This is a genomic window from Halapricum hydrolyticum, assembly GCF_025517535.1.
Taxonomy (GTDB): Archaea; Halobacteriota; Halobacteria; order Halobacteriales; family Haloarculaceae; genus Halapricum; species Halapricum hydrolyticum.
Map to the genome: position 1 here is coordinate 384,001 of NZ_JAOPKC010000001.1, position 25,354 is coordinate 409,354.

Sequence of the window (25,354 nt, forward strand, 5' to 3'; positions counted from 1 at the left end):
CGCGAACGCGGCGCTGTCCCCCGGCTGGGCAGCTTCGGTCGTGCTGCTTTCATCCATCCACCCCCCACGCCGGGAGCTGCCCAGTCGCTGCGCTCGCCACTCCCGCGGCAAGGCGGTCAGCTCTCTATCCGGTCTCTCTTCGCGTCTGTCCCGCGCGGCTGGACGAGGGCCTGGACGTCGTCGACCACGGCGACACCGTCCGGCCGCGCCATCGAGCGCCACCAGCCGGTTGGATGACGTCTCTGTCGGGGTACGTTCGAGTCCCGAGAGCACAGATCGAGGCAGAACAGACTTACAGCCACGGTGTGATAGTGACTGCTATCCATCGGTCCCGGATTGACCGCCCGGCACGGACGGTGCGCACTTCACGAGCCTGAGACATCGTCACGGTCCGGAAGATCACAACGGTCACGTTCACCGGAACGAAGCAATGAGCGAGGAGCGAGTCACAGTCGAGGCCGAGGAAACGAGTGCGCTTGAGACGTTCAGGCGGTTTTTCGCCCTCCAGCGGGACGTGCTGGTGTTGTCGCTGGCGATGTTCGCGTTCAGTCTGGCTTTCCAGATGACCAGTCGGTTTCTGCCCGACTACATCGTCGCACTGGGTGGGTCGGAGTTTCTCGTCGGCGTTTTCGGCACGTTCGGGAACGTCATCGCGGCAGTCTACCCCTATCCCGGCGGCGCGCTGTCCGATCGTATCGGCTCGCGGCACGCGCTGACGCTGTTCGGTGCGCTCTCGACTGCGGGCTTTCTGCTGTGGCTTCTCGCACCCGGGCTCGGTGCGATCACGGTCGCCGGCCTGACGATCCAGCCGTGGGTGTGGATCTTCGTCGGACTGTTGCTCGCGCAGGCCTGGAAGTCCTTCGGGCTCGGCGCGACCTTCGCCGTCGTCAAGCAGGCGACCGATCCCTCGCGGCTGGCGGCCGGGTTCGCCTCCACCGAGATCTTCCGCCGGTCGGCTTTCTTCGTCGGACCCGTCCTCGCCGGCGTTCTGATCAGCCTCCATCCCGATTTTACCGTCAGTTTTCGGTACGTGCTCGCGGTCGGCGTCGCGGCCGGGATCCTCGGCACGATCGTCCAGCACGTCCTCTATGACGCCAGCGACGACACGATCGGCGATTCCTTCGAGGGACTCACACAGATCCGCCGGGATCTCCGCGAGATGCCTGAGACGCTGCGACCGCTACTGATCGGCGATACGCTGGTACGGTTCGCTAACGGGATGGTCTACGTCTACTTCATCATCGTCGTCACCCGGTTTTTCGAGGTCGGGCTGGAGACATCACTGTCTGTGCCCGCGATCGGGACAGTCGCGTTCGATCTCTCGCCGCAGGCCTTCTTCGGCTACCTGCTGGGCGTCGAGATGGCCGTCGCCCTGCTCGTGATGATGCCCGCCGCGAAACTCGCCGAGCGGGTCGGGCTCAAGCCGATCGTCGCGCTCGGGTTTGCCGTGTACGCGATCTTCCCGGTCGTGTTGATCACTGCGCCCGGGACGCCCCTGTCGATGCTCCTCCTCTTTGCGTTCTCGGGACTTCGATTCGCCGGGCTCCCCTCTCACAAGGCGCTGATCGTCGGGCCCGCGGAAAAAGACGCTGGCGGGCGAGTGACCGGCACGTACTACCTGATCCGGAACACGGTCGTCATTCCGAGCGCGGCACTGGGCGGGCTCCTGTGGGCTGGGATCCCCGAGTGGCTGCCAGCGAGCGGGCTCTACAACGGCAGCCCGGTCTTGGCCTTCAGCGTCGCCTCGGTCGTCGGGGTCGTCGGCACGGCATACTTCCTGGTGCGCGGCAAGGAATTCGAAGCCTACGCGTGATTGGTTGCACACGACCACCAGGCCGTCAAGCGCACGCGCGAGTGCCGATCGACGTCCGGACGTTTTTATCCGATACCGCCCCAACCCACAGTCGATGGGACCGGTTCCGGAACTCGACGAGCGCGCGCGGGCCTGTGCCGATCGACTGCGGGACGCCGAGCGGGTCCTGCTGGCGTCGCACATCGACGCCGACGGACTGACGAGTGCCGCCATCGCCTCGACGGCGCTGGAACGCGCCGGCCTGGAACACGAGGTCGTCTTCAAGAAGCAACTCGACGCCGAGGAGATCGCCTCGATCGCGGCGATGGACTACGAAACGGTACTGTTCACGGACTTCGGTAGCGGACAGCTGGACGTGATCAGCCAGCACGTCGCCGACGGCGACTTCGAGGCCGTGATCGCGGATCACCACCAGCCGTCGGACGCGAGCGATTGCGCACCCGGGTTCGGGGAAACCGATGGCTACGGTGACTTCCGGTGGCATCTCAACCCCTTGCTGGAGGGGATCGACGGCGCATCGGAGCTGTCGGGCGCGGGTGCGAGTTACGTGCTCGCGCGTGCGCTGGGTGGCGATCGGAACCGAGATCTCGCGGCGCTGGCCGTCGTCGGTGCCGTCGGCGACATGCAGGCGACAGGCGGCGAACTGGTCGGTGCGAACGAGCGGATCGTGGCGGAAGGGGTCGATGCCGGTGTCGTCACCGAGACGCGCGACCTGTCACTGTACGGCAAGCAGACGCGACCGCTGCCGAAACTGCTCGAGTACGCCAGCGACGTGCACATCCCGGGAATCTCCAACGACGAGGCGGGTGCAATCGCGTTTCTGGAGGATCTCGGACTCGATCTGCGCGCCGGCGGCGAGTGGCGACGCTGGATCGACCTCTCCGACGACGAACGCCAGACGGTCGCGAGCGCGCTCGTGCAACGTGCCGTCTCGCGTGGCGTCCCTGCCGAAAAGATCGACCGGCTGGTAGCAACGACCTACACGTTCCCGGCCGAACCCGAGGGGACGGAACTGCGCGACGCCAGCGAGTTCTCGACGCTTTTGAACGCCACGGCGCGCTACGAGCGAGCGGACGTCGGACTCGCCGTCTGTCTGGGCGAGCGCGGAGATCCGCTCGATCGTGCCCGCCGTCTCCTCGAAAACCATCGGCGAAACCTCTCGGAGGGCATCGACTGGGTCACCAGCGAAGGGGTAACGCAACGCGAGCACGTCCAGTACTTCCACGCGGGCAATCGCATCCGCGAGACGATCGTCGGCATCGTCGCCGGGATGGCGCTGGGCAACGAGGGCGTCTCGCGATCGAAACCGATCGTCGCGTTCGCCCGCAAAAACGACGACGAACTGAAGGTGTCCGCACGCGGGACGGGCGTGCTCGTCGGTCGGGGGCTAGATCTGTCGGTCGTCATGCGCGAAGCGTCGCAATCCGTCGGCGGCGACGGAGGTGGTCACGACGTCGCTGCCGGGGCGACGATTCCGGACGGACGCGAAGACGCGTTTCTCGATGTCGTCGACAGGATCGTCGGCGAACAACTCGACTAGCGCGCAAAAAAAAGCGATCCGCCGGCCGGATCGGTTACTCTTCGTCGTCGACGTCCTCCACGGCGACGTCGTCGGGCTGTGCGGGTTCGTCACTGCTCAGCAGCGACTTGGCAGCGTAGGCGACACCGCCGGCAGTCCCGAGCGCACCGCTGACGACGCCGAAGCCGGGACCGAAGCCGTCGCCTTCTTCGGTTTCGGTCTCGGTTTCAGTTTCGGTGGGGGTCTCGGTCTCTTCGGGACCACGGACGGTGATCGTGACCGAGTCGGTCGCGGTCTTGCCCTGGCCGTCGTTGACGGTCAGTTCGAAGACGAAGTCGGTGTCTTCCTCGACTTCCGGCGCCTTGAACGCCGCACCGATACTGTCCGGACCGACGAGGTCGACGTCGGGACCGGCGGTCTGCTCCCACTGATAGGAGAGCGTCCCGCCGTTGGGGTCCTCGGAGTTGACTGCCTGCAGCGAGACTGTCTCGCCCGGATCGACCGTCTGATCCTCGCCGGCGTCGGCGGTCGGCGCGTCGTTTGCCGACTGCGGGACGACCGTTGCCGTCGTCGTCGCCGTCGCCTCGTCACCGTCCTCGTTAGTGACGGTGACCTGGAACTCCAGTTCGGTCTCTTCGTCGACGTCCGGTGCGACGAACGTCGGCTTCGCCGTGTCCGTGCCGTTGAACTCCAGCACGTCCGGACCGCCGATCTGCTCCCACTGGAAGCTCAGGTCCTGGCCGTCCGGATCGGAGGAACTGGACGCGTCCAGCGTCCCTTCGACCGTACCGAACACTTCCGGTCCGGGCGCGGCGATCGCTTCGAGCCCGCTCGTGCCTTCGCCGCTGATCAGCGACTCGACGTCGTACAGCGGGATGAGCGCGGGCGAATCCGGTCCATACGAGAGCGCACTCTCCTGATCGACGACGCCCTCGGGTCCGACCAGATCCATCACGCGAGGTGCACTCCCGACGGCGTCGGGGTTGGCACCACCGATCCCCCACTCGGCGGCTGTTTCGCCAACGCTCTGACGGATACCGCCCTGGCCGAACCCGTCCTGACTGAACACCAGCATCGACATCTTCATCTGGGTGAGATCGTCGGTGTCGAAGGGAGCCTTCGGCACGCTGAAGCTGATCGTGCTGGCGTCGGAGTCGGCCGTCGTCTCGAAGTCTTCCGCGAGCGCGTCGCCGGCGGCGTTCTCGACCAACTGCGTGCCGCCGTCGACGTACACCCGGTAATGGTACTCCTCGAGGAACGAAGAGGTCATACCGGACCGCCCTCTGGACGTTGCGGGCGCGTCCTCTGGCGCGTTGGGGTCCTGGAAGTACAGCTGGAACAGCTGCGGGCTGAACCCGTCGTCGTAGCTCCAGGGGTTCTCGACCGGGCCGTTGAGGTGGACGGTGAAGTCCCAGCTTGCGGTCTTCGACTCGATGTCGACCTGCGTGACGTCGAGACAGCCTTCCGGGATCTGGTCGCTCGTCGGATACGTGTACGATCCGGGGCCGTTGTCGTCGCCTTCCGGATCGGTGATCGGATCGAGCCCCGTCGTCTGGACGTAGGCGTCGCCCCACGCCGCGAGCGGGATCGTCGCCGTCGAATCCGCCGAGTAGGCGAGCGCCTGCGACTGGCTGACGTCGCCGGGCGTGATCAGATCCATCACGCGCGGGGCGGTCTCGGTCGGTTCGCCGCTGGTACCGATCGTATAGTCACCTGGCTCTGCAGCGAAGCCCTGTCGGATTCCACCCTGACCGTAGCCGTCGTACGGCGCGACCAGCGAGGCGAGTTGCTTGCCTTCCGGCGAGCCGCCGATCGCGTCTTTCGGCAGGTCGAAGGCGATCGTCGCGCCGTCGACGGAAACGTTCACGTCAGTGCTGATGACGCTCCCATCGGCGGCTTCGACCTGCTGGGTTCCCTCGCCGTGGACGACGACGCGGTAGTGATAGGGTTCCTCGAAGTCAGCGTTGAGACCTGTCCGACCGCTCGTCGAGGACGGGACGTCGTCGCCGGCCTTGGGATCGCGGATGTACACCTGCGGGAACTGCTGGGAGAAGCCGTTGAGGCCCCAGACGTTCTGGATCTCTGTCGCGAACGTGTATTCGAACTGAACGCGCGAGCGGCTCTCGGAGACGCCCACGCTCGTGATGTCCCACAGTCCGTCGTAGAACTCACCCTCTGGCTTCGCGTACTGGTAATTGCCCGGACCTTTGCCGTCGCCTTCGGGGTCTTGGGCCAGACCGATCTGATCGAACTCGGAGGCCAGCGACGTGTACGGTAGCGTCGCCAGTTCTTCTCCGGAGTAGCTGAGCGCGTCGGCCTGGCTCGTCGACTCGGGCAGGACCATGTCGATGACACGCGGGGCCATCTCCGGCGTCTCGGCGCCGCCGAACGCCGACTCGCCGGCTTCGGACTGGACCTGCATGACGCCGCCGTCGGCGTCGGCGTCGTGGCCGAACATCAGCGGCGCGAGATAGTACGACTGGATCCCCATATCGAGCGTGCTTCGCGGCACCTCGACGACGAGTTCGTCTGCGACGGGGTTGGCAACCAGCGACCCCTCCGCAACGACTTCGCCCGCGTGGTTCTCGACGAGAACGCCGTCCACGCCGTTGGCGATCACGCGGTACTGATAGGGCTCCTCGAAGGTGACGTTCGTGCCGGCCCGACCCTCGGTCGTGCCTTCTTCGGCTTCGGGGTCGTGAAGGTAGATCTGCGCGTGCTGGGCCGTGAGCCCACCGTCGCCGTCAGAACCGAGCGATCCCGCAACCGGGACGCGGAACTGGACGTTCTCGGCAGTCGTGTGGACCGTGAATTCCGAGATGTCGAACGTGCCCTCGGCGTAGTCGCCGGTCGGGTACGTGTAACTTCCGGGGCCGTTGTCGTCGCCCGTCTCGTCGTCCAGTTGCGCGACGCGATCACCGAGACTGAACAGCGAATCGGTCTCGACGACTGCGAGCGTCTCGAACTCGACAGTGACGGCCTGTCCCTCAGATTCGACGCCGATGTCCTCGCCGGAGAACCAGTCCTCGGTCTCGGCACCGGGCAGCAGATCGACCGTCGCCGTTCCCGGATCGAAGTGGAGCATGACGATGACGTGCTGCTCGCCGTCGTCGGTCTCCATCGTGCGGCCGAACGCCAGCACGCTGTCCTCGGACTGGAACCACGCGCCCGACAGTCCCGCGTAGGGCTTGAAGATGTCGTAGTCCTTGTAGAACTGCGTGACGTCCTTGTAGAACTGGAGGTGCTCATCAGGCACTTCGTCGCCGTTCTCCTCCCAGTTCATGAACGCGCGTGCCGGGTTGCCAGGGCCGACGTCGCCGTCGCCGGTCCGGTAGTCCTCGCCGGACCCGTCGTAGTCGAACCGCTCGTAGCCGTAGTTCGTGATCTGGCGTTCCTGGCCGTAGTAAATGAACGGGATGCCCGGCAGCAGAACGCCGGATGCCCAGACTGCACGCTGGGCTTTTGCCGGATCCTCCCGGGTGCCGTCCTGGGCGACGTCGAGCAGCCGGAACTCGTCGTGGTTCTCCGTGGCGTTGATGATAAGTTCGTGATCGGGCCACCCCTCGTCCCACCGCTTCGCGACGGAGTCGTACAGCTGCTTCGGGTCCCCGCCGTTGACGACGCCGTGGCCGGCGTCGGTCATGAAGTCGGCCGTGTCGAAGTGCATGTCGAACTCGTTTTCCGAGAACGACGGATCGTTCGGGATGGTCTCGTCGAGCAGCATGAACTCGCTGTTCTCTGCCCGGACGACCTCCCGGATCTCCTTCCACATGCCGTGGGGAACGCCGTACGCGATGTCACAGCGGAACGCATCGACGCCCGTCTGTGCCCAGTGTTTGGCGGCCGCGAGGATGTGCTCGCGCAGCGCGACGTTGCTGTAGTTCCACTGGGGCATCACGCGCAGGTCAGCGAACCCGGTCATGGCCGGCGCCGGATCGACGACGTTGCCGGCGTCGTCCTCGATCGGCCCAGTCTGACGGGTGAACCAGTCGAAGTATGTCGAGTCCTCGTTGTTTGCCTCGATCCCCTTGTAGGTCCATCCTTCCGGACGGCTATCGCTGTGAGAGGCGATCGTGTCCTGGAACAGGGGGTGGTGGCGCCCGCCGTGGTTGATCACGAAGTCGATACAGACCTTGATGTCCCGCTCGTGGGCCGCTTCGAGGAAGCTCTCGAACTCCGCCATCGCGCTCTCGCGAGCGGCCTCGCGGACGTTGGTCTCGGGATCGTACCCCTCCTCCCAGGGCCACGGTTCGTCCGCGTAGTCCTCGAAGGTGTACTCGGAAGTGAGGTCCTCGGCTTTCTGGAAGTACGACAGCGCATCGTAGCCGTGCGGTCCGCCGCCGGAGAACTTGAACCGGTTGCCACCGCTTCCGTCCCACTCGTCGGCGTTCTGGGGCTTCCAGTTGGCGCTCTCGGAGGGGACGGTCGGACAGAACCAGATGACGTCGACGTTCAGGTCATCGAGGTAGTCGAGCTTCTCTTCGAAGCCCGCGAAGTGAGCGTTAGAGTTGAAGTACGGCCACTCGCCTTCTTCCGGCGGACCCATGAACGACCGCGGGAAGATCTGGTACATGATCCCGTTCTCGGCCCACTCCGGCGGCCGATTGGGATACTCGACGACCTCGTTTTCGGGATCCATCTCGACGGTGTCAGCGTATCCGGCCATGTTGCCGTCGTTGGGTGCCGCGTGGATCCGACACGTCTCCCCGTCGAGTGCGCTCTTGGGGATCCGGGCGGTCCAGGAGTCGGTCCCCTCGCCGACGTCAACGTCCTCGGTCGACAGCGCGTCCCGCTGGTCGGCCAGCCAGGCAACGTAGACGTCGCTCATCGGTGCCTGGCCGCTGGGCGCGAGCTTCGGGTTCGAATCGAGGACGAACTCTTCGGCGTCAGCGTCGTACTCACCTTCAATGGAGATGCGCGGTGGCCCACCGTTTCCACTGTTCTCCGGGAAGATGTGCAGCACCTGTTCGTGGGTCCCGTCCGGCGCGTCGAGTTCGAGGACGTACCGACCGGGCACGTCCGGGTTGAACTCCGCGACGTTGTTCTGTCCTGGATCGTACTGTTCGATATCACCATCCGCCGGTCGATACTCGATCGTCGCGGTACTATCGTCGGGCGCCTCGGCGATCGACCACGAGAACTCGTCGGCACCGTAGTTGGCCGGGTCCTGCTCGGGTTCGCCGACGATCTGCGGGGCAAAGCTGTCCCGATCCTTGCCGTCCGCGTGATCGTCGTCGAAGTCGGTGATCGGCCGATCGTAGAACGTCACACCCAGTGGAGCGAACCGCGGCGCACCCGGATGGTGCGTGTCGTCGCCGACGGCACTGGAAAGGCTCAATCGACGGACGTCCGACTGTGCACCGACCTGTCCGGTCGCCGATAGCGCTCCGACCCCTGCAAGTCCTGTGAGATACTCTCTTCGTTTCATGATTGACTGACCACGATGGACGATCCCAGCGCAGCGCCGCTGCGGAAACCGCCCGCGTACTCGGCCCCTGACTGCCCGGTGGTGTTCGCACCGCGTCGCCGAAGTCGCACTGAGATATCCATACGTACGCACACAACGTCTGGCGGTGCGTCTAAAAAGATTATGTTCTTCTTCATCACGGATCCAGGCGAAACGATAAATATGGCACTAGAGCGAGGGCTGTTCGCTGTCCCGACGCGGTCGCGGGGTCCGTCGCTTGCCACCTCTTTGTAATCATTGATGGTGAACGTTTCGCTCTGCAGTGCGCAAGCGGCCGGACGGGCTACCGGAGAAAACGTCGCTCACGTCGCGCGAACCGGGCGACACCGGTGGCGGGACGACGATCAGTCGTCACTCGAGGCCGGGAAGTCGCCCGGGCTGGGGTCGGTCGCCTCGACTGCCGGCGCCGGAAGGTCCGCCCGGACATCGGCCGCCGGACGCTGTTCGATGGCATCGGCGTACGCGTCGGGGAGCACGCGAACGAACGAGTCGACGGCCGATTCCCAGTCGTCGAGTAGTTCCTTCGCGCGCGTCGAGTCGGTGTACTCCGCGTGATTCTCGATGAGTCGCCGGAGCAACCGTCGGTCGGACGGGTCGAGCTGGTCGGACAGTGTGACCATCCCCGTGTTGGTCCGTTCGGCGACTGTCCCGTCCGGATCGTAGACGTACGCGATACCGCCGGACATCCCTGCTGCGAAGTTCTTGCCCGTCTCACCGAGGACGGCGATCGCACCGCCGGTCATGTACTCACAGCCGTGGTCGCCGACGCCCTCGACGACGCCTTTCGCTCCGGAGTTGCGGACGGCGAAACGCTCGCCGGCCATCCCGTTGATATAGATCTCGCCGCCAGTCGCGCCGTACAGCGCAACGTTGCCGACGACGACGTTCTCGCCGGGGTCGTAGGACGCGCCCTCGGGCGTGTCGACGAGCAGCTTCCCGCCCGAGAGCCCCTTGCCGACGTAATCGTTGCCGGTCCCGGTCAGCGACATCGTCACGCCGCTCGCGAGGAACGCACCGAAACTCTGGCCGGCCGTCCCGTCGAAATCGAGCTGGATCGTGTCGTCGGGCAGCCCGTCCGGGCCGTGGGCGCGGGAGACGCGGTTCGAGATCGTCGCTCCGACTGCCCGATCGACGTTGTCGACCGCGTCGTCGAGTGCCACCGGTTCGCCCGTCTCGACTGCGTCGCCCATCCGTTCGAGCAACTCCCAGTCGAGCTGCTCGTCGATGTCGTGGCGCTGTTCGCGGGTCTTGATCCGGTCGTCGCCCGCAGCCGGTGGCTCAGTGATCGCCGAGAGATCCAGTAGCTGCGCTTTCGGGTGGTCGATGTCGTCGCGCTGGGAGAGCAACTCGACGCGGCCGATCATCTCGTCCAGTTCCGCGAAACCGAGTTCGGCCATGATCTCCCGGAGCTCCTGAGCCACGAAGGTCATGTAGTTGATGACGTGCTCGGGTTCGCCGGGGAAGCGCTCGCGGAGCTTTTCTTTCTGAGTTGCCACGCCGACCGGACAGGTGTTCTGGTGACACTGGCGGGCCATCACACAGCCCTCCGTGACGAGCGGCGCGGTGCCGAAGGCGTATCCTTCCGCGCCGAGCAGCGCGGCCACGGCCACGTCTCGGCCGGTCTTGAGCCCGCCGTCGGTCGTGACCTTGATCCGCGATCGCAGTCCCGTCGCCCGGAGCATGCGATTGGCCTCCGCGAGTCCGAGCTCCCAGGGGAGACCAGCGTTCTTGATCGACGTCTTCGGGGACGCGCCAGTGCCGCCCGAGCGGCCGGAGATGTGAACCACGTCGGCGTTTGCCTTCGCGACGCCGGCCGCGATCGTCCCGATGCCGTCCTCGGCGACGAGCTTGACGTTGACGTCCGCCTCGGGGTTGCTCGCCTTGAGGTCGTGGATCAGCTGCTTGAGGTCCTCGATGGAGTAGATGTCGTGCAGCGGCGGCGGCGAGATGAGCCCGACACCCGGCGTCGCGTGACGGACCTCGGCGATCATCTCGTTGACCTTCTTGCCGGGAAGGTGCCCTCCTTCGCCGGGTTTCGATCCCTGAGCCATCTTGATCTGGAGCTCCTCGGCCGCCGAGAGGTACGCCGAGGTCACGCCGAACCTGCCGGAGGCGACCTGCTTGGTCTTCGATTCCGTCTCGGTGTGGAACCGTTCCGGCGGTTCACCGCCCTCGCCGGTGTTGGATTTAGCGCCGATGCGGTTCATCGCCTTCGCGAGGTTCTCGTGAGCCTCGGGCGAGAGCGAGCCCAGCGACATCGCCGCCGTCTCGAAACGCTCGACGATGTCTTCGACCGGTTCGACCGCCTCGATCGGGATCGACTCGCGGGCGTCGGTGTCGAACTCCAGCAACCCGCGCAAGGTCTGGAGTGTCTCGTCCTGCTCGTTGATTGCGGCAGCGAACTCCTGATAGGTTTCGTAGTCGCCCGTCCGGACGGCCTGCTGGAGCGTGCCCGTCGTCTCGGGGTTCCACTGGTGGTGGATCCCGCCGGAGCGGAACTCGAACTCGCCCTGACGCTCCATGTCTGCCTCGTCTTCGAACGCGACCGCGAACCGGTCGCGAAGGTCGCCGTCCAGTTCGTCGATCCCGATCCCTTCGGTGCGGGTCGTCGTCCCCTCGAAGTATTCCTCGACGAAATCCGAGGCCAGCCCGACGGCCTCGAAGATCTGTGCGCCCTGGTAACTCTCGAGCGTCGAGATGCCCATCTTGGCCATCGTCTTCAGTAACCCGTCTTCCAGGGCCGTGACGTACGCCTCGATCGCTTCCCGTCGGTCGGCTCCCTCCGGCCCCGCGACCAGGTCTTCGATCGTCTGGTAGGCCAGGTAGGGGTTGATCGCGTCCGCACCGTAGCCCACGAGCGTCGCGTGCTGGTGGACCGTCCGGGGATCGGCCGACTCGACGACCAGTCCGACCCGGTTGCGGAGGCCGTTGCGCACGAGGTGGTGGTGGACGCCACCGACCGCGAGCAGACTCGGGATCGGGATTCGGTCGGCCCCGGCGGCCGTGTCCGAGAGCACGAGCACGTCCGTTCCGTTCCGTGCCGCTTCGGTCGCAGTGTCCCGGAGGTCTTCGACCGCCGTTTCGAGATCGCTATCGGGGTCGAACGTGGCGTCGAGCACCTGCGTCGACAGCCCGTTGGCGTCGAGCGATTTGATCGCGGCCGTCTCGGCGTCGGTGAGGATCGGCGACTCCGCGATCAGCTGGCGGGCGTGCGCCGGCGTCTCCGCCAGCAGGTTGCGCTGGTTGCCGATACGGGTCTCCAGCGACGTGACGATCTCCTCGCGGATGTAATCCAGCGGCGGGTTCGTCACCTGTGCGAACAGCTGCTTGAAGTAGCTGGCGAGCGGTCGGTTGTGCTGGGCGAGCACCGACAACGGCGTGTCGTCGCCCATCGAGCCGACGGGATCCTTGCCGGTCTCGGCCATCGGTTCGATCAGATGGTCGACCTCGTCGTAGGTGTAGCCGAACAGCGCCTGGTGGCTGCGGAGTCCGTCGATCTCGTGGTACGTGTCGTACTCCTCTTCGGAGATCTCGGACAGCCGGATCTGTTCGTCTTCGACCCACTCGCCGTATCTGTCGTCGACGAGGTCCTCGAAGACCTCCTCGTCGGGAATGACCCGTCCCTCTTCGGGATCGGCCAGGAAACACTGTCCGGGCTGGAGGCGGCCGCGCTCGCGGATCTCCTCGGGTTCGTAGTCGAGCGCGCCCGCCTCGCTGGCCATCACCAGCGTGTCGTCTTCGAGCACGTCGTATCGGGCAGGTCGGAGTCCGTTGCGATCCAGCACGGCCCCGATCCGTTCACCGTCGGTCGCGGCCACGAGCGCGGGGCCGTCCCAGGGTTCGACCAGCGACGCGTGGTAATCGTAGAACTCGCGACGCTCCCGGGAGAGGTCGTTGTCCTCGTGACGCCAGGCTTCCGGGATCAACATCCGGAGGGCGTGTGGGAGGTCCCGGCCCGCCTCCAGCAACAGCTCCAGGGCGTTGTCGACGCTCGCAGTGTCGGACTGCTCCGGGTCGTCGATGACCGGCGTGATCTTCTCGATGGCCGATGCCCCATCGGGCGTCACGTCGTCGAATGCGTCGGTCGCGAGATCGGTCTCGCGGGCACGCATCCAGTTGATATTCCCCTGGATGGTGTTGAACTCGCCGTTGTGGACGATCCGGCGGTATGGATGCGCGAGATGCCAGGCGCCGAGCGTGTTCGTCGAGAACCGGGCGTGAACCATCGCGAACGTCGACGCGACGCGTTCGTCGGTGAGGTCGGGATAGTAGTCAGACAGCTGCCCGGCTTTCAGCAGGCCCTTGTAGTCGACGGTCTTGTGATCGAGCGAGACGACGTAAAAGCGGTCGCTACCCGGACGGTCGGATTGCTCGACGTGGGATTCTAGCACGCGACGGCCGACGTACAGTTGTCGGCCGAACGCCTCATCAGTCAGTCCCGCCGACGATTCGACGAACACCTGCCAGACGTCCGGCTCGCTCTCCAGTGCCGTCGCACCGAGTCCGTCGTTGTCCGTCGGGACTGGCCGCCAAGCGAGCACGTCGAGTCCCTCGCCGGCGAGTTGCTGTTCGACGACGGCCTTGAGCTGTTCTCTCTTCTCGTCCGCTTGCGGAAAGAAGAACGTCCCGACCGCATACGCGCCCGGCTCGGGCAACGTCACATCGACTTCATCGGCGAAGAATTCGTGCGGGACCTGGAGTTTGATCCCTGCCCCGTCACCAGTGTTTTCCTCTGCGCCGGTCGTCCCGCGGTGCTCGAGATTCACGAGCAACTCGAGGGCGTCCTGAACGACCCACGAGCCGCCGCCGTCGTCGAGGTCCATGACGACGCCGACACCACAGTTAGAGCGTGCGTCGGCTTGCGGCGCACAGCAGTGCTCGCCCTGCGCGCCGAGTGTGCCATTTTGAGTCATGTGGTATTCCATGGCGACCGAGGAAATAAGAGGGTGTCCTACAAGGAGAAAGGGACTATTAAATTCAAATAAGGATAATAATATCTATCCCGGTCGATGGGGTAGATCAGGCACACTGACAGCGTCCTGATTTTCAACTTTTGAAAACGGGCCGATATCTATATTCAAAATCCACGACAGATTCGGCTATGAAAACGTCTCTCGTCGACCTGTATACAGATACACTCTGGTGGGTGATGGACCAGATCGGCGTCACGCAGTCGGTCGAGCGAAAGGTGCTGGCCGCTGTCGTAATCCAGTTTTCGATTTCGGTAATGCTGGTTCTCATCTCGCTGTTTTTCAGTGGTCTGGTCCAGATCGGGCTGGCGGTCGTCTTCCTGGGTGTCGCTGTCGTGGCGTTCATCAACACCGTCATCATCACGCGCTGGGACATGATCGAGCCGATCGAACGCCTCGAAGAACACGCGAACGCGATCGCAGGGGGCGATTTCTCGACGGACGTCGATCGCATCGATCAGGACGACGAACTCGGCGATCTCACCGACGAGTTCGCGGAGATGCAGGCGTATCTGAGCGTCGTCGCGGACCAGGCTGACGCGCTGGCCCGCCAGGAGTTCGACGCCGAGATCCTCGACCGGGACGTACCCGGGGACTTCGGCGCGTCGCTACAGGAGATGAACGAGAGTCTCACCGAGTACACCCGGGACCTGCAGGAGATGACCGACCGACTCGAACGACGGTCCGATCGGCTCGATGAACTCGTCGCCGCGTTCGGCGAGGCCGCGGAGCGTGCGCGTGATGGCGACCTGACCGCCACGATCGACGAGGACGACGTGTCGCTAGAAGAGGACGCCTACAGGGACGTGATCGAGAACTACAATGCGCTCGTCACGACGCTTTCGAAAACGCTTGCGGAAGTCGTCACGTTCGCGAGCAGCGTCGACGACGCGAGCGACGAGGTCGACGCGAGCGTTCGGGAGATCAGCGACGCGAGTGACGAGGTGGCTCGCTCCATCCAGGAGATAAGCGAGGGAGCAGCCGACCAGACCGAACAGCTCCGAACGGTCTCGGAGGCGATGAACGACCTCTCGGCGACCGTCGAGGAGATCGCTGCCTCCGCCGACGAGGTCGCCGAGACGGCCAGTGCAGCCGCCCAACGTGGCCAGTCCGGACAGGCTGCTGTCAGCGAGGCGATCGAAGAGCTACGCACGCTGGAAGCCCGGATCGACGAGACGGCGGGCGCTGTCGAGCAGCTGGCCGAGGAGGTCCGCGAGATCGACGAGATCGTCTCGTTCATCGACGAGATCGCCGCCGAGACGAACATGCTCGCGCTCAACGCCTCGATCGAGGCGGCCCGCGCCGGGGAAGCCGGCGAGGGATTCGGCGTCGTTGCCGAAGAGATCAAGAGCCTCGCCGAGGAGACCGCCGACGCGGCGGGTGACATCTCCGATCGCATCGAGGCCGTTCAGGCGACCTCGGAGTCGACCGTCGACGACGTCAAGGCGATGACCGACCAGGTCGGCGAGACCGTCGGATCCGCCGAGGGAGCGCTCGGGGACTTCGAGGACATCGTCTCGCTCGTCGAGGAGATCGACGGTGGCCTCCAGGAGATCAGTGCAGCGACGGACGACCAGGCCGAGACCGCGACGGAGGTCGTTGACCTCGTCGACGAGGTCGCCTCTATCAGCGAGCAGACGGCCGCCGAAGCCGAAGACGCTGCGGCCGCCGCCCAGCAACAGACGGCGACCATCGCGACCGTCACCGACGCCGTCGAAGCGCTGTCGACCGACGCGGCAGGGCTCGACGAGCGGCTTGCGGTCTTCACGGTCGAAACGGACGCCGTTCGCCGGGCGGGCGCAAATCAGCAGGTCGCCGGTTCGGACGATTGACTGTCGGACAACTTCTGACTGACGGGATCGCCGGTTCAGACGATCAGTTTCCGAACAGCAGCAAGTCGTCTCGATCGACGCGAGCAACGACACGCTCGCCCGCCTGTGGCGGTTCCGCGCGGGTTTCGACCGCCAGTTCACCCCCGGCGTCCAGCTCGACCCGCACCTCGTAGTGAGTTCCCATGTCGACAGCCCGGGCGACGTCGCCGGACAGCGCGTGCGCTTCGCCGGCCCCGCCGTTCTCGTCGAGCGTGACGTCGTCCGGTCGGACGAGGCACGTGACGTCTGTCTCGGGACGGTCGCCGCCGTCGCCGGCCAGCGCGCGCGCCGCCAACGTGAGCCCGGGATCGCCGGGTGGCGTGACCGGTACCTGACTCGATCGGCCGAGGAACGAGGCCACGAACGGCGTCGGCGGCGACTCGTATAACTCTCGCGGCCGTCCGACGCCAGCGACCTGTCCGTCGTTCATGACGACGAGCCGATCGGCAAGTGCCATCGCCGTTTCCTGATCGTGGGTGACGTACAGCGTCGTGACGCCCGTCTCGCGCTGGATCCGTGCGATCTCCTCGCGCAGCCGGTCGCGAAGTCCCCGATCGAGCGCTGACAGCGGCTCGTCGAGCAACAGGACCTCCGGCTGTGGGGCCAGCGCCCGCGCGAGTTCCGCGCGCCGCTTCTGTCCGCCGGACAGCGCCGCCGGCATCGCCTCGCGCTGGTCCGACAGCGAGACGAGTTCGAGATAGCGGTCGACGATCGCCGCCCGCTCGTCGGGGCCGTATCCGGCCGGCCGGAGGCCGTACGCGACGTTCTCTCCGACCGTCATGTGGGGAAACAGCGTCGACTCCTGGAAGACGACGCCGACGTCCCGCGTCTCCGGTGGATCCGTGGTGACGTTCCGGCCGCGCAGGCGGACCTGTCCTTCGGTCGGGCTGACGTGTCCGGCGATCGCCTGGACGGTCGTCGTCTTGCCACAGCCGCTCGGACCGAGCAGTCCGACGACCTCGCCGGCGTCGATCTCGAAGGAGACATCCTCGAGTGCAGGTTCGTTCCCGTATCTGTGGGTCAGGCCGTCCACTTCAAGCGTCATCGGTCGATCACCGCCGGAACCCGGCCGAACCACTGCACGACACCCAGAACCAGCAGCGTGACCGCGAGCAGCGCAAGCGCTACCGGAACGGTCGAATCGAGGCCGCCCTTGATGAACTCGACCCAGAGGTACGTCGGCATTGTCCGGGGGTTCGAGGCGACCATGTACGTCGCGCCGAACTCGCCCATTGCCCGGGCGAACGTCAGCGTCACACCCGCGAGCACGGCTCCGCGCGCCAGCGGCAGCGCGACGTAGCGAAACGTCTCGAGCGGCGTATACCCCAGCGACCGAGACGCCCGCTCCAGGCGCTCGTCGACGGCCGCGAAGCCGGCCCGGGCCGTCACGACGACGAACGGCGCGGCGACGAACGTCTGTGCGAGGACGACCCCGAACAGGCTCTGCGTCGGTGAGACGCCGACAGCAGCGAGTGTCGATCCCAGCGGCGTGAACCGCCCGACTGCCGTCAGGATCATCGCCCCGGCCACGACCGGCGGCAAGACCAGCGGCAACACGACCAGCCCCTCAAGCAGACGCTTGCCCGCGAACGATCGACGGGCCAGCACGTACGCCAGCGGGACGCCAAGCCCGGTCGCCACTACTGTCGCAATCGTCGCCGTCAGCAGCGAATGGCGGATCGCCGCCTGTGCACCCGGTTCGGCCAATCCCGCGAGCACGTCGGCGTGACCCGTTCGCAGGAGAAACGTCACGAACGGGACGCCGAAGTACGCGATCAGCACTCCACCGAGCAGTATCGGGACGAGCAGCGTCGAGTGCCCGCTGTCCCGCCGTAGCCGTCCGGTGTAGCCACTCATGTCGGAATCCCCTCCGGCGGTGTGCCGGTGGCTCGCGGCAGACTCTCGGGCACGGCCAGTCCGGCGGTCTCCAGCAACTCGGGGTGTTCGGCGAGAAACGTGACGAGTCGCCGGCCGGCCGCCGGTGCGTCCGCCCGATCGAGGACTGTCGCGTTGTAGAGGATCGGCCGGCCCTCGACAGTCGTGCCGTCCTCGAAGGTGTAGCTTGCGCTCGCGTAGTGGTCTTTCCGATCCGGGTCCGCGAAATTGTACGCGGGCGGGAACGGCTCGAACGGCAAGTCGTGGTCGACTGCCATGTTGTGATAGACGACCGCGCCAGCGCGCGCGCCGCTCTCGACGCCGGCCAGTAGCTGCGGCTCTTCGGGCTCTCTGGCGACGCGGTCCCAGACCGTTTCCCTGAAACCGTTGAGGCCGTGTTCGCGCTCGGCGAGACCGAACGCCTGCCAGGCCCGATATCCGAGCGGATCGACTTCCGGGTCGCTGATCGCGACGGTCCTCGCCGCGGCGTCGGCGAGCAGTTCGTACCACGGCTGGCCAGCCTGCAACGCCTCGCCGAAGACCGTCTCCGGCTCGTAACTCAGCCCGAGTTTGTTGCTCGCGAAGGTGAGGTCCCAGTCGGTGTGGTCGCCGACGAGTCGGTCGCGCAGCAGGGTCGCGTCCGCGCTGACGACCACGTCCGGGTTGCGAGTGCCGTCCGTGACCATGCCCATCACCGCGTTCGAGCCGTAGTACTCGCCCTCGATCGAGAACGCTGTTTCCGACTCGAAGGCGGGACCGACGTGGTCTTCGAAGGCGGTCGCGAGGCTCCCGGCAGAGAGGACGGTGACGGTTTCGTCGCCGCCCAGACAGCCCGCGAGGCCGATCAGCCCGCCTCCGCCGACTGCCCCGAGAAAGGCCCGGCGCGACCGTTGTCTCGTCATAGACATATCGGGATTGCGTTGACCCGGACATAACCGTTATGGGGTCCCCGGCGAACCCCTAGCCATGAGTCGTTACGGCGACGACCCCCCGAGTGCGGATTTCGAGGCGCGACTGTACGCCGACGGGGTGGCGTTCGAGGGCAGGGACGCGGCGCTGCTTCGGGCTGTCGCCGAGACGGGATCGCTGAACGCTGCCGCCGGGTCGCTGGGTCGGTCCTACTCCCGGGCGCACAAGCGGCTCACGACCCTCGAAGCGGCGTTCGGCCCGCTGCTCGACCGTCAGCGCGGCGGGGCCAGCGGCGGCGGGAGTCAGTTGACCGAGCTGGCGGAGATGCTGCTGGCGCGATTCGACCGTCTGCGTGCGGAGTACTCGGGCGTTGCCGAAACCGACGAGACGGTTCTGCAGGGGCGCGTCATCGAGCGGACGGGCGAACTCGGCGTCGTCGAGACCGACGCGGGCGAACTCCGGGCGCTGGTCGAGGCCGACACGGAGACGGTCCAGGTGTCGATCAGAGCCGACGCGGTGACCCTGCAGGCGCCGGACGCGGCACCGATGGCCGGGGAAACCAGCGCCCGCAACCGCCTCTCTGGGACTGTGATCGACGTCGAGCTGGGGGAGGCGGTCGCGACAGTCACCGTCGACGTCGGTGCCGAGCGACCGCTGACTGCGCTCGTGACCCGCCGGAGCGTCGAGTTGCTCGATCTGGAGCCCGGCGACCCGATCGTCGCGTCGCTGAAGGCGACGACGATCCGAGCGATCTCGCGGTGAGGACATTCGAGAGGAGCGGAGACCGTCTCAGGGCGAGCAGCGCCGTCGGATCGACAATCAAAAAGCACTCCGTGCGGTTCAATCGGGCATGCGTCAGTTTCTCGTCGTCGCTCACGACGCGCCCGCGACCGCCGACTTCCCGCTGGACGGGCTGGCCAGCGAAGCCGGCCGGATGGACCTGCTCGCTCGCGCGCTCAACGCCGCACTACTCGAGAGTCACGGCATCCGCGAGGACGTGCGCGCCCACCTCGTCATCGACGACGTGACCGTCAGCGTCGACGGCGCGACCGTCAGAAACCTCCACCCCGACGAGCGGTCGATCGCCGCGCTCGTCCGCTCGGCGCTCGGGGCCCGCGAGGACGCGATCGGTCACCAGCCCGCCGAACCCTCTCCCGGGGTGGCAGTCTATCGGATGGGACTGGCGGCGACGCTCGATCGACTCGCGGGCGAGGGGACGATCGTCCAGCTCCACGAGGACGGCGACCCCGCGGTCGACGTGCCCCTGCCGACGGATCCGGTGTTCGTCCTCTCGGACCACCGCGAGTTCACTGACGACGAAGCCGAACTGCTGGCAGAGCAGGCCGACACTCGGATCCGACTGGGGCCGCGTCCGCTGCACGCCGACCACGCGATCTCCGTGGCGCACAACTGGCTCGATACCGACGGCTACACGGAGTACTGACTCTACGGCGACCGACACCGGTTCCTACGGATCCTCGAGGGCGTCGACCTGGCGTCGGAGGTTGTTCAGGCTCGTGGCGACGTACTCGTAGGAGGGCGTGAACACTTCCGCCGAGAGCGTCGCCGTCTCCAGCGGTCGAAGGATCCGGCCGAAATCGAGAACGCCCGAGCCGATCGGGACGTGATCGTCGGTCTGGGTGCGGACGTCGTTGACGTGGACGTGACTGATCCGGTCGGCGTGGTCGGCGACGAACGCTGCCTGCTCGGCCGCGTCGTAGCCCTCGACGTACGCGTGGCCCGTGTCGAAGGTCATCGAGACGTCGGTCTCCTCGAACAGTCGGGGGAACTCCGCGAGCCCGAACCACTCGCCGGGGACGTTCTCGACGCAGAGTTCGATCCCGTACTCGGCGGCGACGACCTGTAGCTCCGCGAGCGCGTCGACGATCGCGTCCTCGACGGGGTCGGCCTCCCAGGCAGGGCCCCAGGCGTCGCTGCTCGCGTGGACGACTGCCTTCCGGGCATCGATGGCGGTCGCTGTCTCCAGCGCGGCGGAAAGTTCGCGAATCGCGCCCTCGCGGACTTGTTCGTACGGCGAGCCTACGTCGAAGGCAAACGGGAGGTGGACGGCCAGATCGAGGTCCTGGTCGGTGGCGGTGTCGGCGACTGCGTCCGTATCGAGCACGGTCCGTTCGTGGTGGCCGTCGAGCAGCAGTTCGACGTAGTCGACGTCCATCGCGGTTGCGGCCGGGAACGCGTCCGTGTAGTGCATCGTCGTCTGCGTGACGAAGCCGAGTTCCAGCGTCATACCCGGGTCAGGCGGCCCCGCGTCAAGCACCTTTCGCAATCGTTAAAGGGTCCACCCCCCTTCGTCCACGTGCGGGCCGGTGGGGTAGCTTGGTATCCTTCGGCCTTCGGGTGGCCGTAACCGCAGTTCGAATCTGCGCCGGCCCACTACGTATATACCCTTTTTCCAGGGTATTCCGACACTTTCCCCACCATTCTGGAGGTGAGTTTCGTGGCTACTGAGCCGTCTCAGGGCCGCGAACCGCCGATCTGTAACTACTGTGGCGGCTACATCGAAGAGCCGTTCCAGCGGTGTCCCGCGCTCGACGAGGGGGTGTGCCGGCCTTGAGTCGTTCTGCCGTGCCCAGCTGGCAGCCCGTCGACGACCTCGACGATCGGATCGGTGGCCCGTCGACGCTGTCCATGCCCGAGGACTGGGCGCTCTCGACGGCCTGGGAGCGCGCACAGACGGCGACCGACCAGGGCGGCCCGATCACCGACGCCGAGCGTCTCGTCGCGCTGAGCGACGGCGAAGACCGGCACAGAGTGACCTTTGCGCTGAAGGGCAACACGCTGCTCGCCGAGTGCGACTGTGCCGGCTACCAGTACCACGACGGCTGGTGTGCCCATGTCGCGAGCCTCTGGTGGCGCTGGTCCATCGGCGAGATCGTGGTCAGTCACCTCGATACTGGGCGCGAGTATGAGCAGCCGCCTGCATGGCTTGAGCTGGACGGTCGCACTGACTACGATGCGCTGACTGCCGCCGAACTCGACGCCTATCTCGCCTGTGAGCGCGCCGACGTCGGCGTTCGGGCGTTCGCCCGCTCGACCAGGCGCTCGCCCGGCACAGTCGGGAACCTGCTGCGACGAGCCCGCGGGAAGTTGGAGGGAGAGCGATGAGTCGCGGCCCCGTCGCTCGATCAGACGCGATCGGCGAGCAGCTCCCCGAGTCGCTGGTCACGCTGATGCGACTCGACCTCCGCGCCCAGCAGCACGCGCTCGTCGAGGGCGCTGCCGACCCGTTCCCGTCGCCGCGTCGCGCACGCGGAAGGGCGCGAGGGCGCGCGAAGGCCGGTTTTGACCCCCGTGGGGGGTGTGGTACCCACGTTGCAAATCCGGGGGGTACCCCGACGCAATCTGGCGATCAGTCCTGTGTACACAACGGTCGATCTGTGTACCCATCGGGGGGTGGTCGCGATGAGTAAGCAGATCCACGACGAGAGCCAGCGTAAAAAACAGGTAAAAGTCCGCGTCGACGCCGACCTCGTCGACGAGTTCGATCAGTGGTGCGACGATCGCGACACCAACCGGAGCGAAGCGATCCGCCAGCACATGCGCGCGGCTGTCAGCGGGGGTCAGGAGTACGAGACGCCCCGACAGCCACCGAATGATGACGACCGGCTCGCGACCGCCTACCACCGGCTCTGTGCGGTTGCGAACCAGGACGGCGTCATCCGCGAGGATACGGCGACGTCGATCCTCGCGACCGTGCTCGGGATCTCGAAGAAGGAGACGAGACCGATGGTACTCCGACCGCTGCACAAGCGCGGCTATCTGACGCGACAGAGCAACGTCTTCGGCGCGACGTCCTACCACATCGCCGGCTGGAAGAACTGAGACACACCCTTTTCCGCTTTGTTGAAAACCTCAACAAGTGATAGGTTTCAACGGTCGTGCTGAATAGAAAGCGCGAATCGGCCAATCGAATCTCTCTGGAACTGTCACCAATTCTTCCCGAAATTCTAACCACCCTCAACTGAAAACTAGAAGTGAATTAGGATGTCTGAGCACTGGCCGCCAGACGGATACTCAAACCCAAAGAGGTATGAAGTTGATGATAGGTATACTATTCTCATTGCGGTAGCAGTTACACCTCCAGTTCTTGCGATTACGGCTCCGGAACTAGAGGGCGTTGTTCCGACTCTTATTTCCTTTATTCAGGCTTTTGGGCAAACAACAGGGATAGCCAATTATCCACTACTATACCTCGCAACCGCTTTGTTTGTAGTGGTGGGGTGGGTGGCCATCTCTGGTGCTTCCATTGTGGCGATCCACGAAGCGATACACTACGTCGTAGCTTTACTGAACGGTTCTGAACCAGAGTTTATCTGGACTGAGCGCCTTGGTCTGAAAAGTCCCGGAATCATGCCCTATGGCACGGGCCTCACAAGAGGCGAGAACATTGCCGGATTCCTTGCCCCATTCATTCTATTAAGCGCTTTCGCGGGATCGATTATGCTGAGCAGCGATGGGATTGTTGCCGGGACAGCGGCTGCAATGTTTGCAATCAACTCTATCCCGTCATGCAGTGACATCTATAACTCAATAAAAGTCGCTAGAATGCCACGGGGGACGAAATACGCGAATTTCGATAATGGAGAAGGAATAAAGAGCGAATATGCCCTCCCAAAAGACGCCGATTGAAGAGTCTCCGTTGAAATCCACAGTCGCTGAGAGTTTGTCGAACCCATGCTGCATACCCTCTGTATCTTGCACACCATTCGTATCAGCTATTGAGGGCTTCAACAAGGTCTCGTTTTCAGACGAGCACCATCACACCAATCGTCGCGACGATCCCGAGCACGAGACCGCCGAGAGCGTACCAGGGTTCCCGGCGGAGTTGGGACAGGCGACCGGGCGCGTGCCGGACACCGAGAACGATCGCGACCGCGACGCCCGCCAGCTCCCAGCGCCGGGTGAGGCCGGCGACGATCCCGACCGCGAGCCCGACAACCAGCGCGTGCCACTCGCGGCGCGTCGATAACAGGCCATCACGGTCGCTCTCGGCCTCGCTCGACGCCATCGCGCCATCTCGAAGCCACTCGATCCCCGAACGGACTCGCTCGATCATGTCTCGACCTGCTCCTCGACCTCTCGAAGTCGGTCGATCACCGGCCCGTCGAGCGCTTCAGGGTCGCCGGTCAGTAGCTCGCGGTTGCGGAGCGATCGGTCCTTGTTGTCCCCGACCTCGCTCACGATCCGCCGGGCGTACCCCGCCGTCGCGATCGCGCCGGTCGCCGTCACCGTCGACGCTATCGGCACGATCCAGTCGAGGAGCACCGACATCTTAGCTGTCACCTCCTGCCGCCTGTGCTGTCTCGGCCAGCCCCGGCCCGAGCGTCGAGATGAGATACAGCACGATCAGCGCGAGCACGACTTTATCGAGGTTTTCGAGTATCCAGCCGCCCCATTCCGGCACGTCCGGCGGATCTGGTAGATCATGCCCGCCGTCGAGTCCGGGGTTCCTCAGATCGCTTTCGACGTCGCTCATGTGGTCGCTGATCTCGCTCGGCGTGTCGGGGCTGTCGACCGTATCGAGCAGGAGGGCGGCCCCCTGTGCCGGTGCTCCGATCGGTTGCGGCAGGCTCTCGGCCCGCTCATCCCACTTTTCGGCCTGATCTCCGAGGTAGTCTTTCCGATACCACTCGATCAGTCCGCCCATCACCTGCTCACCACCCAGTAGAGCACGATCAGCCCGGCGACCACCCCCGCGAGCTTCATCTGCTCGCGCTTCTCTCTCGCCTGCTGGACGTCCATCGCGTTCTGCGTGTACGGGTTGTCCGCCGGATCATCCTCGCCGTAGGTGTCCGGGCTGTACTGCTGGATCCACTCAGGCGGGGCGCTCATCGCTTGCTCACCCCGTACAGGACGGCAGCGGCCCCGGCAGCGAGGGCCGCGTATGGGGCCGCGTCCTTGATCTGCTCTTGTGCGTCGGGGACCGGCCCCGTCGAGCCGGTCGACTCCGTCGAGTCCGTGCTGTCCGTCGAGCCGCCGGAGCCGCCGGAACCAGTCGGTTCGGCAGCCACGTCGACCGTGTTCCCGTCCGGGCCGGTCACGATCCCGTTTTCCAGGCTGAATTCTGTCGAGTAGTCCCAGCCGTACTGGCTAAACGTGCCCTGCATGGCCTCAGCGTCCAGATCCGGCGACTTTCGCAGCCGTTCGAGGAGTTTCTGACCGTTCATCGTGCTGTTGCTGTTCGCGTCTGTCGAGTCCGTGCTGTCCGTCGAGGTCGTCGAGTCCGACGTCCCCGACGTGTCGGTGCTGTCCGTCGAGTCCGTCGATCCGCTGGACCCGCCAGAACCACCCGATCGATCCGGGCCACTGTCAGCCTGGACGGTCAGCGTCTCGGTCTCGATGTTGATGTTACTCTGGCCCATCGGCCCGCCGAGGACGTTCAGCCAGATGTTAGCGCTCTGCATTGCCTTGGCGTCGCGGATCGTCCCCGACAGCGTGACCGACTCGCCCGGACTGATCGAGACGCCACGACTCACCAGCTCGCGACCGTGCGAGGTATCGTCAGGTGCCCAGTCGATTTGCGCGGTCAGCGACAGCGACCGCTCGGAGTTGTTCGTGATCGTTCCCGAGATCGGGAGATCATCGCCGGCTGTCGCGCCGGTCGGCACGTCGAGCGTCCCTGACAGTTGCTCGATCGCCTCCTCTTTCGAGACCGACGTACTGCCGCCACTGTCCGACGTCCCCGAGGTATCCGTCGAGTCCGTGCTGTCCGTCGAGTCGGTGCTACTGCCGCCGGAGCCGTCAACCGTCACGTCGACCGTGTTCCCGTCCGGGCCGGTCACAATGCCGTTTTCGAGTTGGAACTCCGTCGAGTAGTCCCAACCGTATTTGCTAAATGTGCCCTGCATGGCCTCAGCGTCCAGATCCGGCGACTTCCGCAGTCGTTCGAGTAGTTTCTGCCCGTTCATG

20 protein-coding genes and 1 tRNA gene are annotated in these 25,354 nt (G+C 65.4%); 9 read left to right on the forward strand and 12 right to left on the reverse strand.

Translation table 11 applies throughout. The features are described 5' to 3' along the window. Positions 1-430: 430 nt before the first annotated feature. Together OB916_RS02025 and OB916_RS02030 are read left to right on the forward strand one after the other, a co-directional pair. A complete protein-coding gene (locus OB916_RS02025) occupies positions 431-1,813 on the forward strand; it encodes an MFS transporter (RefSeq protein WP_315907603.1) in 1,383 nt (460 codons plus the stop codon). Between the two features lie 94 nt (positions 1,814-1,907). After that, entirely contained in the window at positions 1,908-3,353 is a 1,446-nt protein-coding gene (locus OB916_RS02030; RefSeq protein WP_315907604.1) for a DHH family phosphoesterase, read from the forward strand. A gap of 34 nt (positions 3,354-3,387) precedes the next feature. Here the strand turns inward: OB916_RS02030 and OB916_RS02035 are convergent, their stop codons facing one another. Continuing rightward, a complete protein-coding gene (locus OB916_RS02035) occupies positions 3,388-8,760 on the reverse strand; it encodes a glucodextranase DOMON-like domain-containing protein (RefSeq protein WP_315907605.1) in 5,373 nt (1,790 codons plus the stop codon). Positions 8,761-9,143: 383 nt separating this feature from the next. Next, positions 9,144-13,712, reverse strand: coding sequence for a glutamate synthase large subunit (gene gltB, locus OB916_RS02040; RefSeq protein WP_315907606.1), 4,569 nt, complete (start codon positions 13,710-13,712; stop codon positions 9,144-9,146). Positions 13,713-13,900: 188 nt separating this feature from the next. Here gltB and OB916_RS02045 point away from each other — a divergent pair, with 188 nt between their 5' ends. Continuing rightward, complete coding sequence (locus OB916_RS02045; protein ID WP_315907607.1) at positions 13,901-15,601, forward strand: methyl-accepting chemotaxis protein; 1,701 nt, start codon at positions 13,901-13,903, stop codon at positions 15,599-15,601. Between the two features lie 43 nt (positions 15,602-15,644). Here the strand turns inward: OB916_RS02045 and OB916_RS02050 are convergent, their stop codons facing one another. Genes OB916_RS02050 through OB916_RS02060 form a run of 3 tightly spaced genes read right to left on the reverse strand, consistent with a single transcriptional unit; the run spans position 15,645 to position 18,417 of the window. Further along, entirely contained in the window at positions 15,645-16,685 is a 1,041-nt protein-coding gene (locus OB916_RS02050) for an ABC transporter ATP-binding protein (RefSeq protein ID WP_315907608.1), read from the reverse strand. Then, positions 16,682-17,497 carry an ABC transporter permease gene (locus tag OB916_RS02055; RefSeq protein ID WP_315907609.1) on the reverse strand — a complete coding sequence of 272 codons (816 nt, stop codon included), beginning with the start codon at positions 17,495-17,497 and terminating at the stop codon, positions 16,682-16,684. The genes OB916_RS02050 and OB916_RS02055 overlap by 4 nt, the downstream gene beginning before the upstream one ends. Further along, entirely contained in the window at positions 17,494-18,417 is a 924-nt protein-coding gene (locus tag OB916_RS02060) for an extracellular solute-binding protein (RefSeq protein WP_390884002.1), read from the reverse strand. Before OB916_RS02060 ends, OB916_RS02055 begins: the two co-directional genes overlap by 4 nt. A gap of 64 nt (positions 18,418-18,481) precedes the next feature. Here OB916_RS02060 and OB916_RS02065 point away from each other — a divergent pair, with 64 nt between their 5' ends. After that, positions 18,482-19,186 carry a TOBE domain-containing protein gene (locus OB916_RS02065; RefSeq protein WP_315907611.1) on the forward strand — a complete coding sequence of 235 codons (705 nt, stop codon included), beginning with the start codon at positions 18,482-18,484 and terminating at the stop codon, positions 19,184-19,186. Positions 19,187-19,274: 88 nt separating this feature from the next. Further along, positions 19,275-19,868: a tRNA (pseudouridine(54)-N(1))-methyltransferase TrmY gene (trmY, locus tag OB916_RS02070; RefSeq protein WP_315907612.1), complete on the forward strand. Its 594-nt coding sequence runs from the start codon at positions 19,275-19,277 to the stop codon at positions 19,866-19,868. Positions 19,869-19,892: 24 nt separating this feature from the next. On the opposite strand, the gene OB916_RS02075 is transcribed toward trmY, so the two are convergent. Further along, complete coding sequence (locus OB916_RS02075) at positions 19,893-20,672, reverse strand: sugar phosphate isomerase/epimerase family protein (protein ID WP_315907613.1); 780 nt, start codon at positions 20,670-20,672, stop codon at positions 19,893-19,895. Between the two features lie 73 nt (positions 20,673-20,745). On the opposite strand from OB916_RS02075, the gene OB916_RS02080 reads away from it, so the two are divergent. Further along, positions 20,746-20,818, forward strand: a tRNA-Pro gene (locus tag OB916_RS02080). A 168-nt stretch (positions 20,819-20,986) separates the two neighbouring features. Next, the gene (locus tag OB916_RS02085; RefSeq protein WP_315907614.1) at positions 20,987-21,550 is read left to right on the forward strand and encodes an SWIM zinc finger family protein; all 564 of its coding nucleotides are present in this window, start codon (positions 20,987-20,989) and stop codon (positions 21,548-21,550) included. Positions 21,551-21,570: 20 nt separating this feature from the next. Here OB916_RS02085 and OB916_RS02090 read toward each other — a convergent pair whose 3' ends face one another. Beyond that, positions 21,571-21,756 (reverse strand): hypothetical protein, encoded by a 186-nt coding sequence (locus tag OB916_RS02090; protein ID WP_315907615.1) that lies wholly within the window; start codon positions 21,754-21,756, stop codon positions 21,571-21,573. A gap of 91 nt (positions 21,757-21,847) precedes the next feature. On the opposite strand from OB916_RS02090, the gene OB916_RS02095 reads away from it, so the two are divergent. Continuing rightward, positions 21,848-22,267, forward strand: a complete 420-nt coding sequence (locus OB916_RS02095; protein WP_315907616.1) for a CopG family ribbon-helix-helix protein — start codon at positions 21,848-21,850, stop codon at positions 22,265-22,267. Between the two features lie 162 nt (positions 22,268-22,429). Further along, a complete protein-coding gene (locus OB916_RS02100) occupies positions 22,430-23,074 on the forward strand; it encodes a DUF3267 domain-containing protein (RefSeq protein WP_315907617.1) in 645 nt (214 codons plus the stop codon). Between the two features lie 115 nt (positions 23,075-23,189). On the opposite strand, the gene OB916_RS02105 is transcribed toward OB916_RS02100, so the two are convergent. Genes OB916_RS02105 through OB916_RS02125 form a run of 5 tightly spaced genes read right to left on the reverse strand, consistent with a single transcriptional unit; the run spans position 23,190 to position 25,353 of the window. Further along, positions 23,190-23,501, reverse strand: a complete 312-nt coding sequence (locus OB916_RS02105; RefSeq protein ID WP_315907618.1) for a hypothetical protein — start codon at positions 23,499-23,501, stop codon at positions 23,190-23,192. Further along, entirely contained in the window at positions 23,498-23,716 is a 219-nt protein-coding gene (locus OB916_RS02110; RefSeq protein ID WP_315907619.1) for a hypothetical protein, read from the reverse strand. The genes OB916_RS02105 and OB916_RS02110 overlap by 4 nt, the downstream gene beginning before the upstream one ends. Position 23,717: 1 nt before the next feature. Further along, complete coding sequence (locus OB916_RS02115) at positions 23,718-24,092, reverse strand: hypothetical protein (protein ID WP_315907620.1); 375 nt, start codon at positions 24,090-24,092, stop codon at positions 23,718-23,720. Next, entirely contained in the window at positions 24,092-24,277 is a 186-nt protein-coding gene (locus OB916_RS02120; RefSeq protein ID WP_315907621.1) for a hypothetical protein, read from the reverse strand. The genes OB916_RS02115 and OB916_RS02120 overlap by 1 nt, the downstream gene beginning before the upstream one ends. Next, on the reverse strand, positions 24,274-25,353 hold the full coding sequence (locus tag OB916_RS02125; RefSeq protein WP_315907622.1) for a hypothetical protein: 1,080 nt from the start codon (positions 25,351-25,353) through the stop codon (positions 24,274-24,276). Before OB916_RS02125 ends, OB916_RS02120 begins: the two co-directional genes overlap by 4 nt. Position 25,354: the final 1 nt, after the last annotated feature.

Excerpts from the sequence above, each read along its gene's own strand:
- OB916_RS02025 (WP_315907603.1), top strand. The coding sequence starts at position 431 with ATGAGCGAGGAGCGAGTCACAGTCGAGGCCGAGGAAACGAGTGCGCTT.
- OB916_RS02030 (WP_315907604.1), top strand. The coding sequence starts at position 1,908 with ATGGGACCGGTTCCGGAACTCGACGAGCGCGCGCGGGCCTGTGCCGAT.
- OB916_RS02035 (WP_315907605.1), bottom strand. The coding sequence starts at position 8,760 with ATGAAACGAAGAGAGTATCTCACAGGACTTGCAGGGGTCGGAGCGCTA.
- gltB (WP_315907606.1), bottom strand. The coding sequence starts at position 13,712 with ATGACTCAAAATGGCACACTCGGCGCGCAGGGCGAGCACTGCTGTGCG.
- OB916_RS02045 (WP_315907607.1), top strand. The coding sequence starts at position 13,901 with ATGAAAACGTCTCTCGTCGACCTGTATACAGATACACTCTGGTGGGTG.
- OB916_RS02050 (WP_315907608.1), bottom strand. The coding sequence starts at position 16,685 with ATGACGCTTGAAGTGGACGGCCTGACCCACAGATACGGGAACGAACCT.
- OB916_RS02055 (WP_315907609.1), bottom strand. The coding sequence starts at position 17,497 with ATGAGTGGCTACACCGGACGGCTACGGCGGGACAGCGGGCACTCGACG.
- OB916_RS02060 (WP_390884002.1), bottom strand. The coding sequence starts at position 18,417 with ATGACGAGACAACGGTCGCGCCGGGCCTTTCTCGGGGCAGTCGGCGGA.
- OB916_RS02065 (WP_315907611.1), top strand. The coding sequence starts at position 18,482 with ATGAGTCGTTACGGCGACGACCCCCCGAGTGCGGATTTCGAGGCGCGA.
- trmY (WP_315907612.1), top strand. The coding sequence starts at position 19,275 with ATGCGTCAGTTTCTCGTCGTCGCTCACGACGCGCCCGCGACCGCCGAC.
- OB916_RS02075 (WP_315907613.1), bottom strand. The coding sequence starts at position 20,672 with ATGACGCTGGAACTCGGCTTCGTCACGCAGACGACGATGCACTACACG.
- OB916_RS02095 (WP_315907616.1), top strand. The coding sequence starts at position 21,848 with ATGAGTAAGCAGATCCACGACGAGAGCCAGCGTAAAAAACAGGTAAAA.
- OB916_RS02100 (WP_315907617.1), top strand. The coding sequence starts at position 22,430 with ATGTCTGAGCACTGGCCGCCAGACGGATACTCAAACCCAAAGAGGTAT.
- OB916_RS02105 (WP_315907618.1), bottom strand. The coding sequence starts at position 23,501 with ATGATCGAGCGAGTCCGTTCGGGGATCGAGTGGCTTCGAGATGGCGCG.
- OB916_RS02110 (WP_315907619.1), bottom strand. The coding sequence starts at position 23,716 with ATGTCGGTGCTCCTCGACTGGATCGTGCCGATAGCGTCGACGGTGACG.
- OB916_RS02115 (WP_315907620.1), bottom strand. The coding sequence starts at position 24,092 with ATGGGCGGACTGATCGAGTGGTATCGGAAAGACTACCTCGGAGATCAG.
- OB916_RS02120 (WP_315907621.1), bottom strand. The coding sequence starts at position 24,277 with ATGAGCGCCCCGCCTGAGTGGATCCAGCAGTACAGCCCGGACACCTAC.
- OB916_RS02125 (WP_315907622.1), bottom strand. The coding sequence starts at position 25,353 with ATGAACGGGCAGAAACTACTCGAACGACTGCGGAAGTCGCCGGATCTG.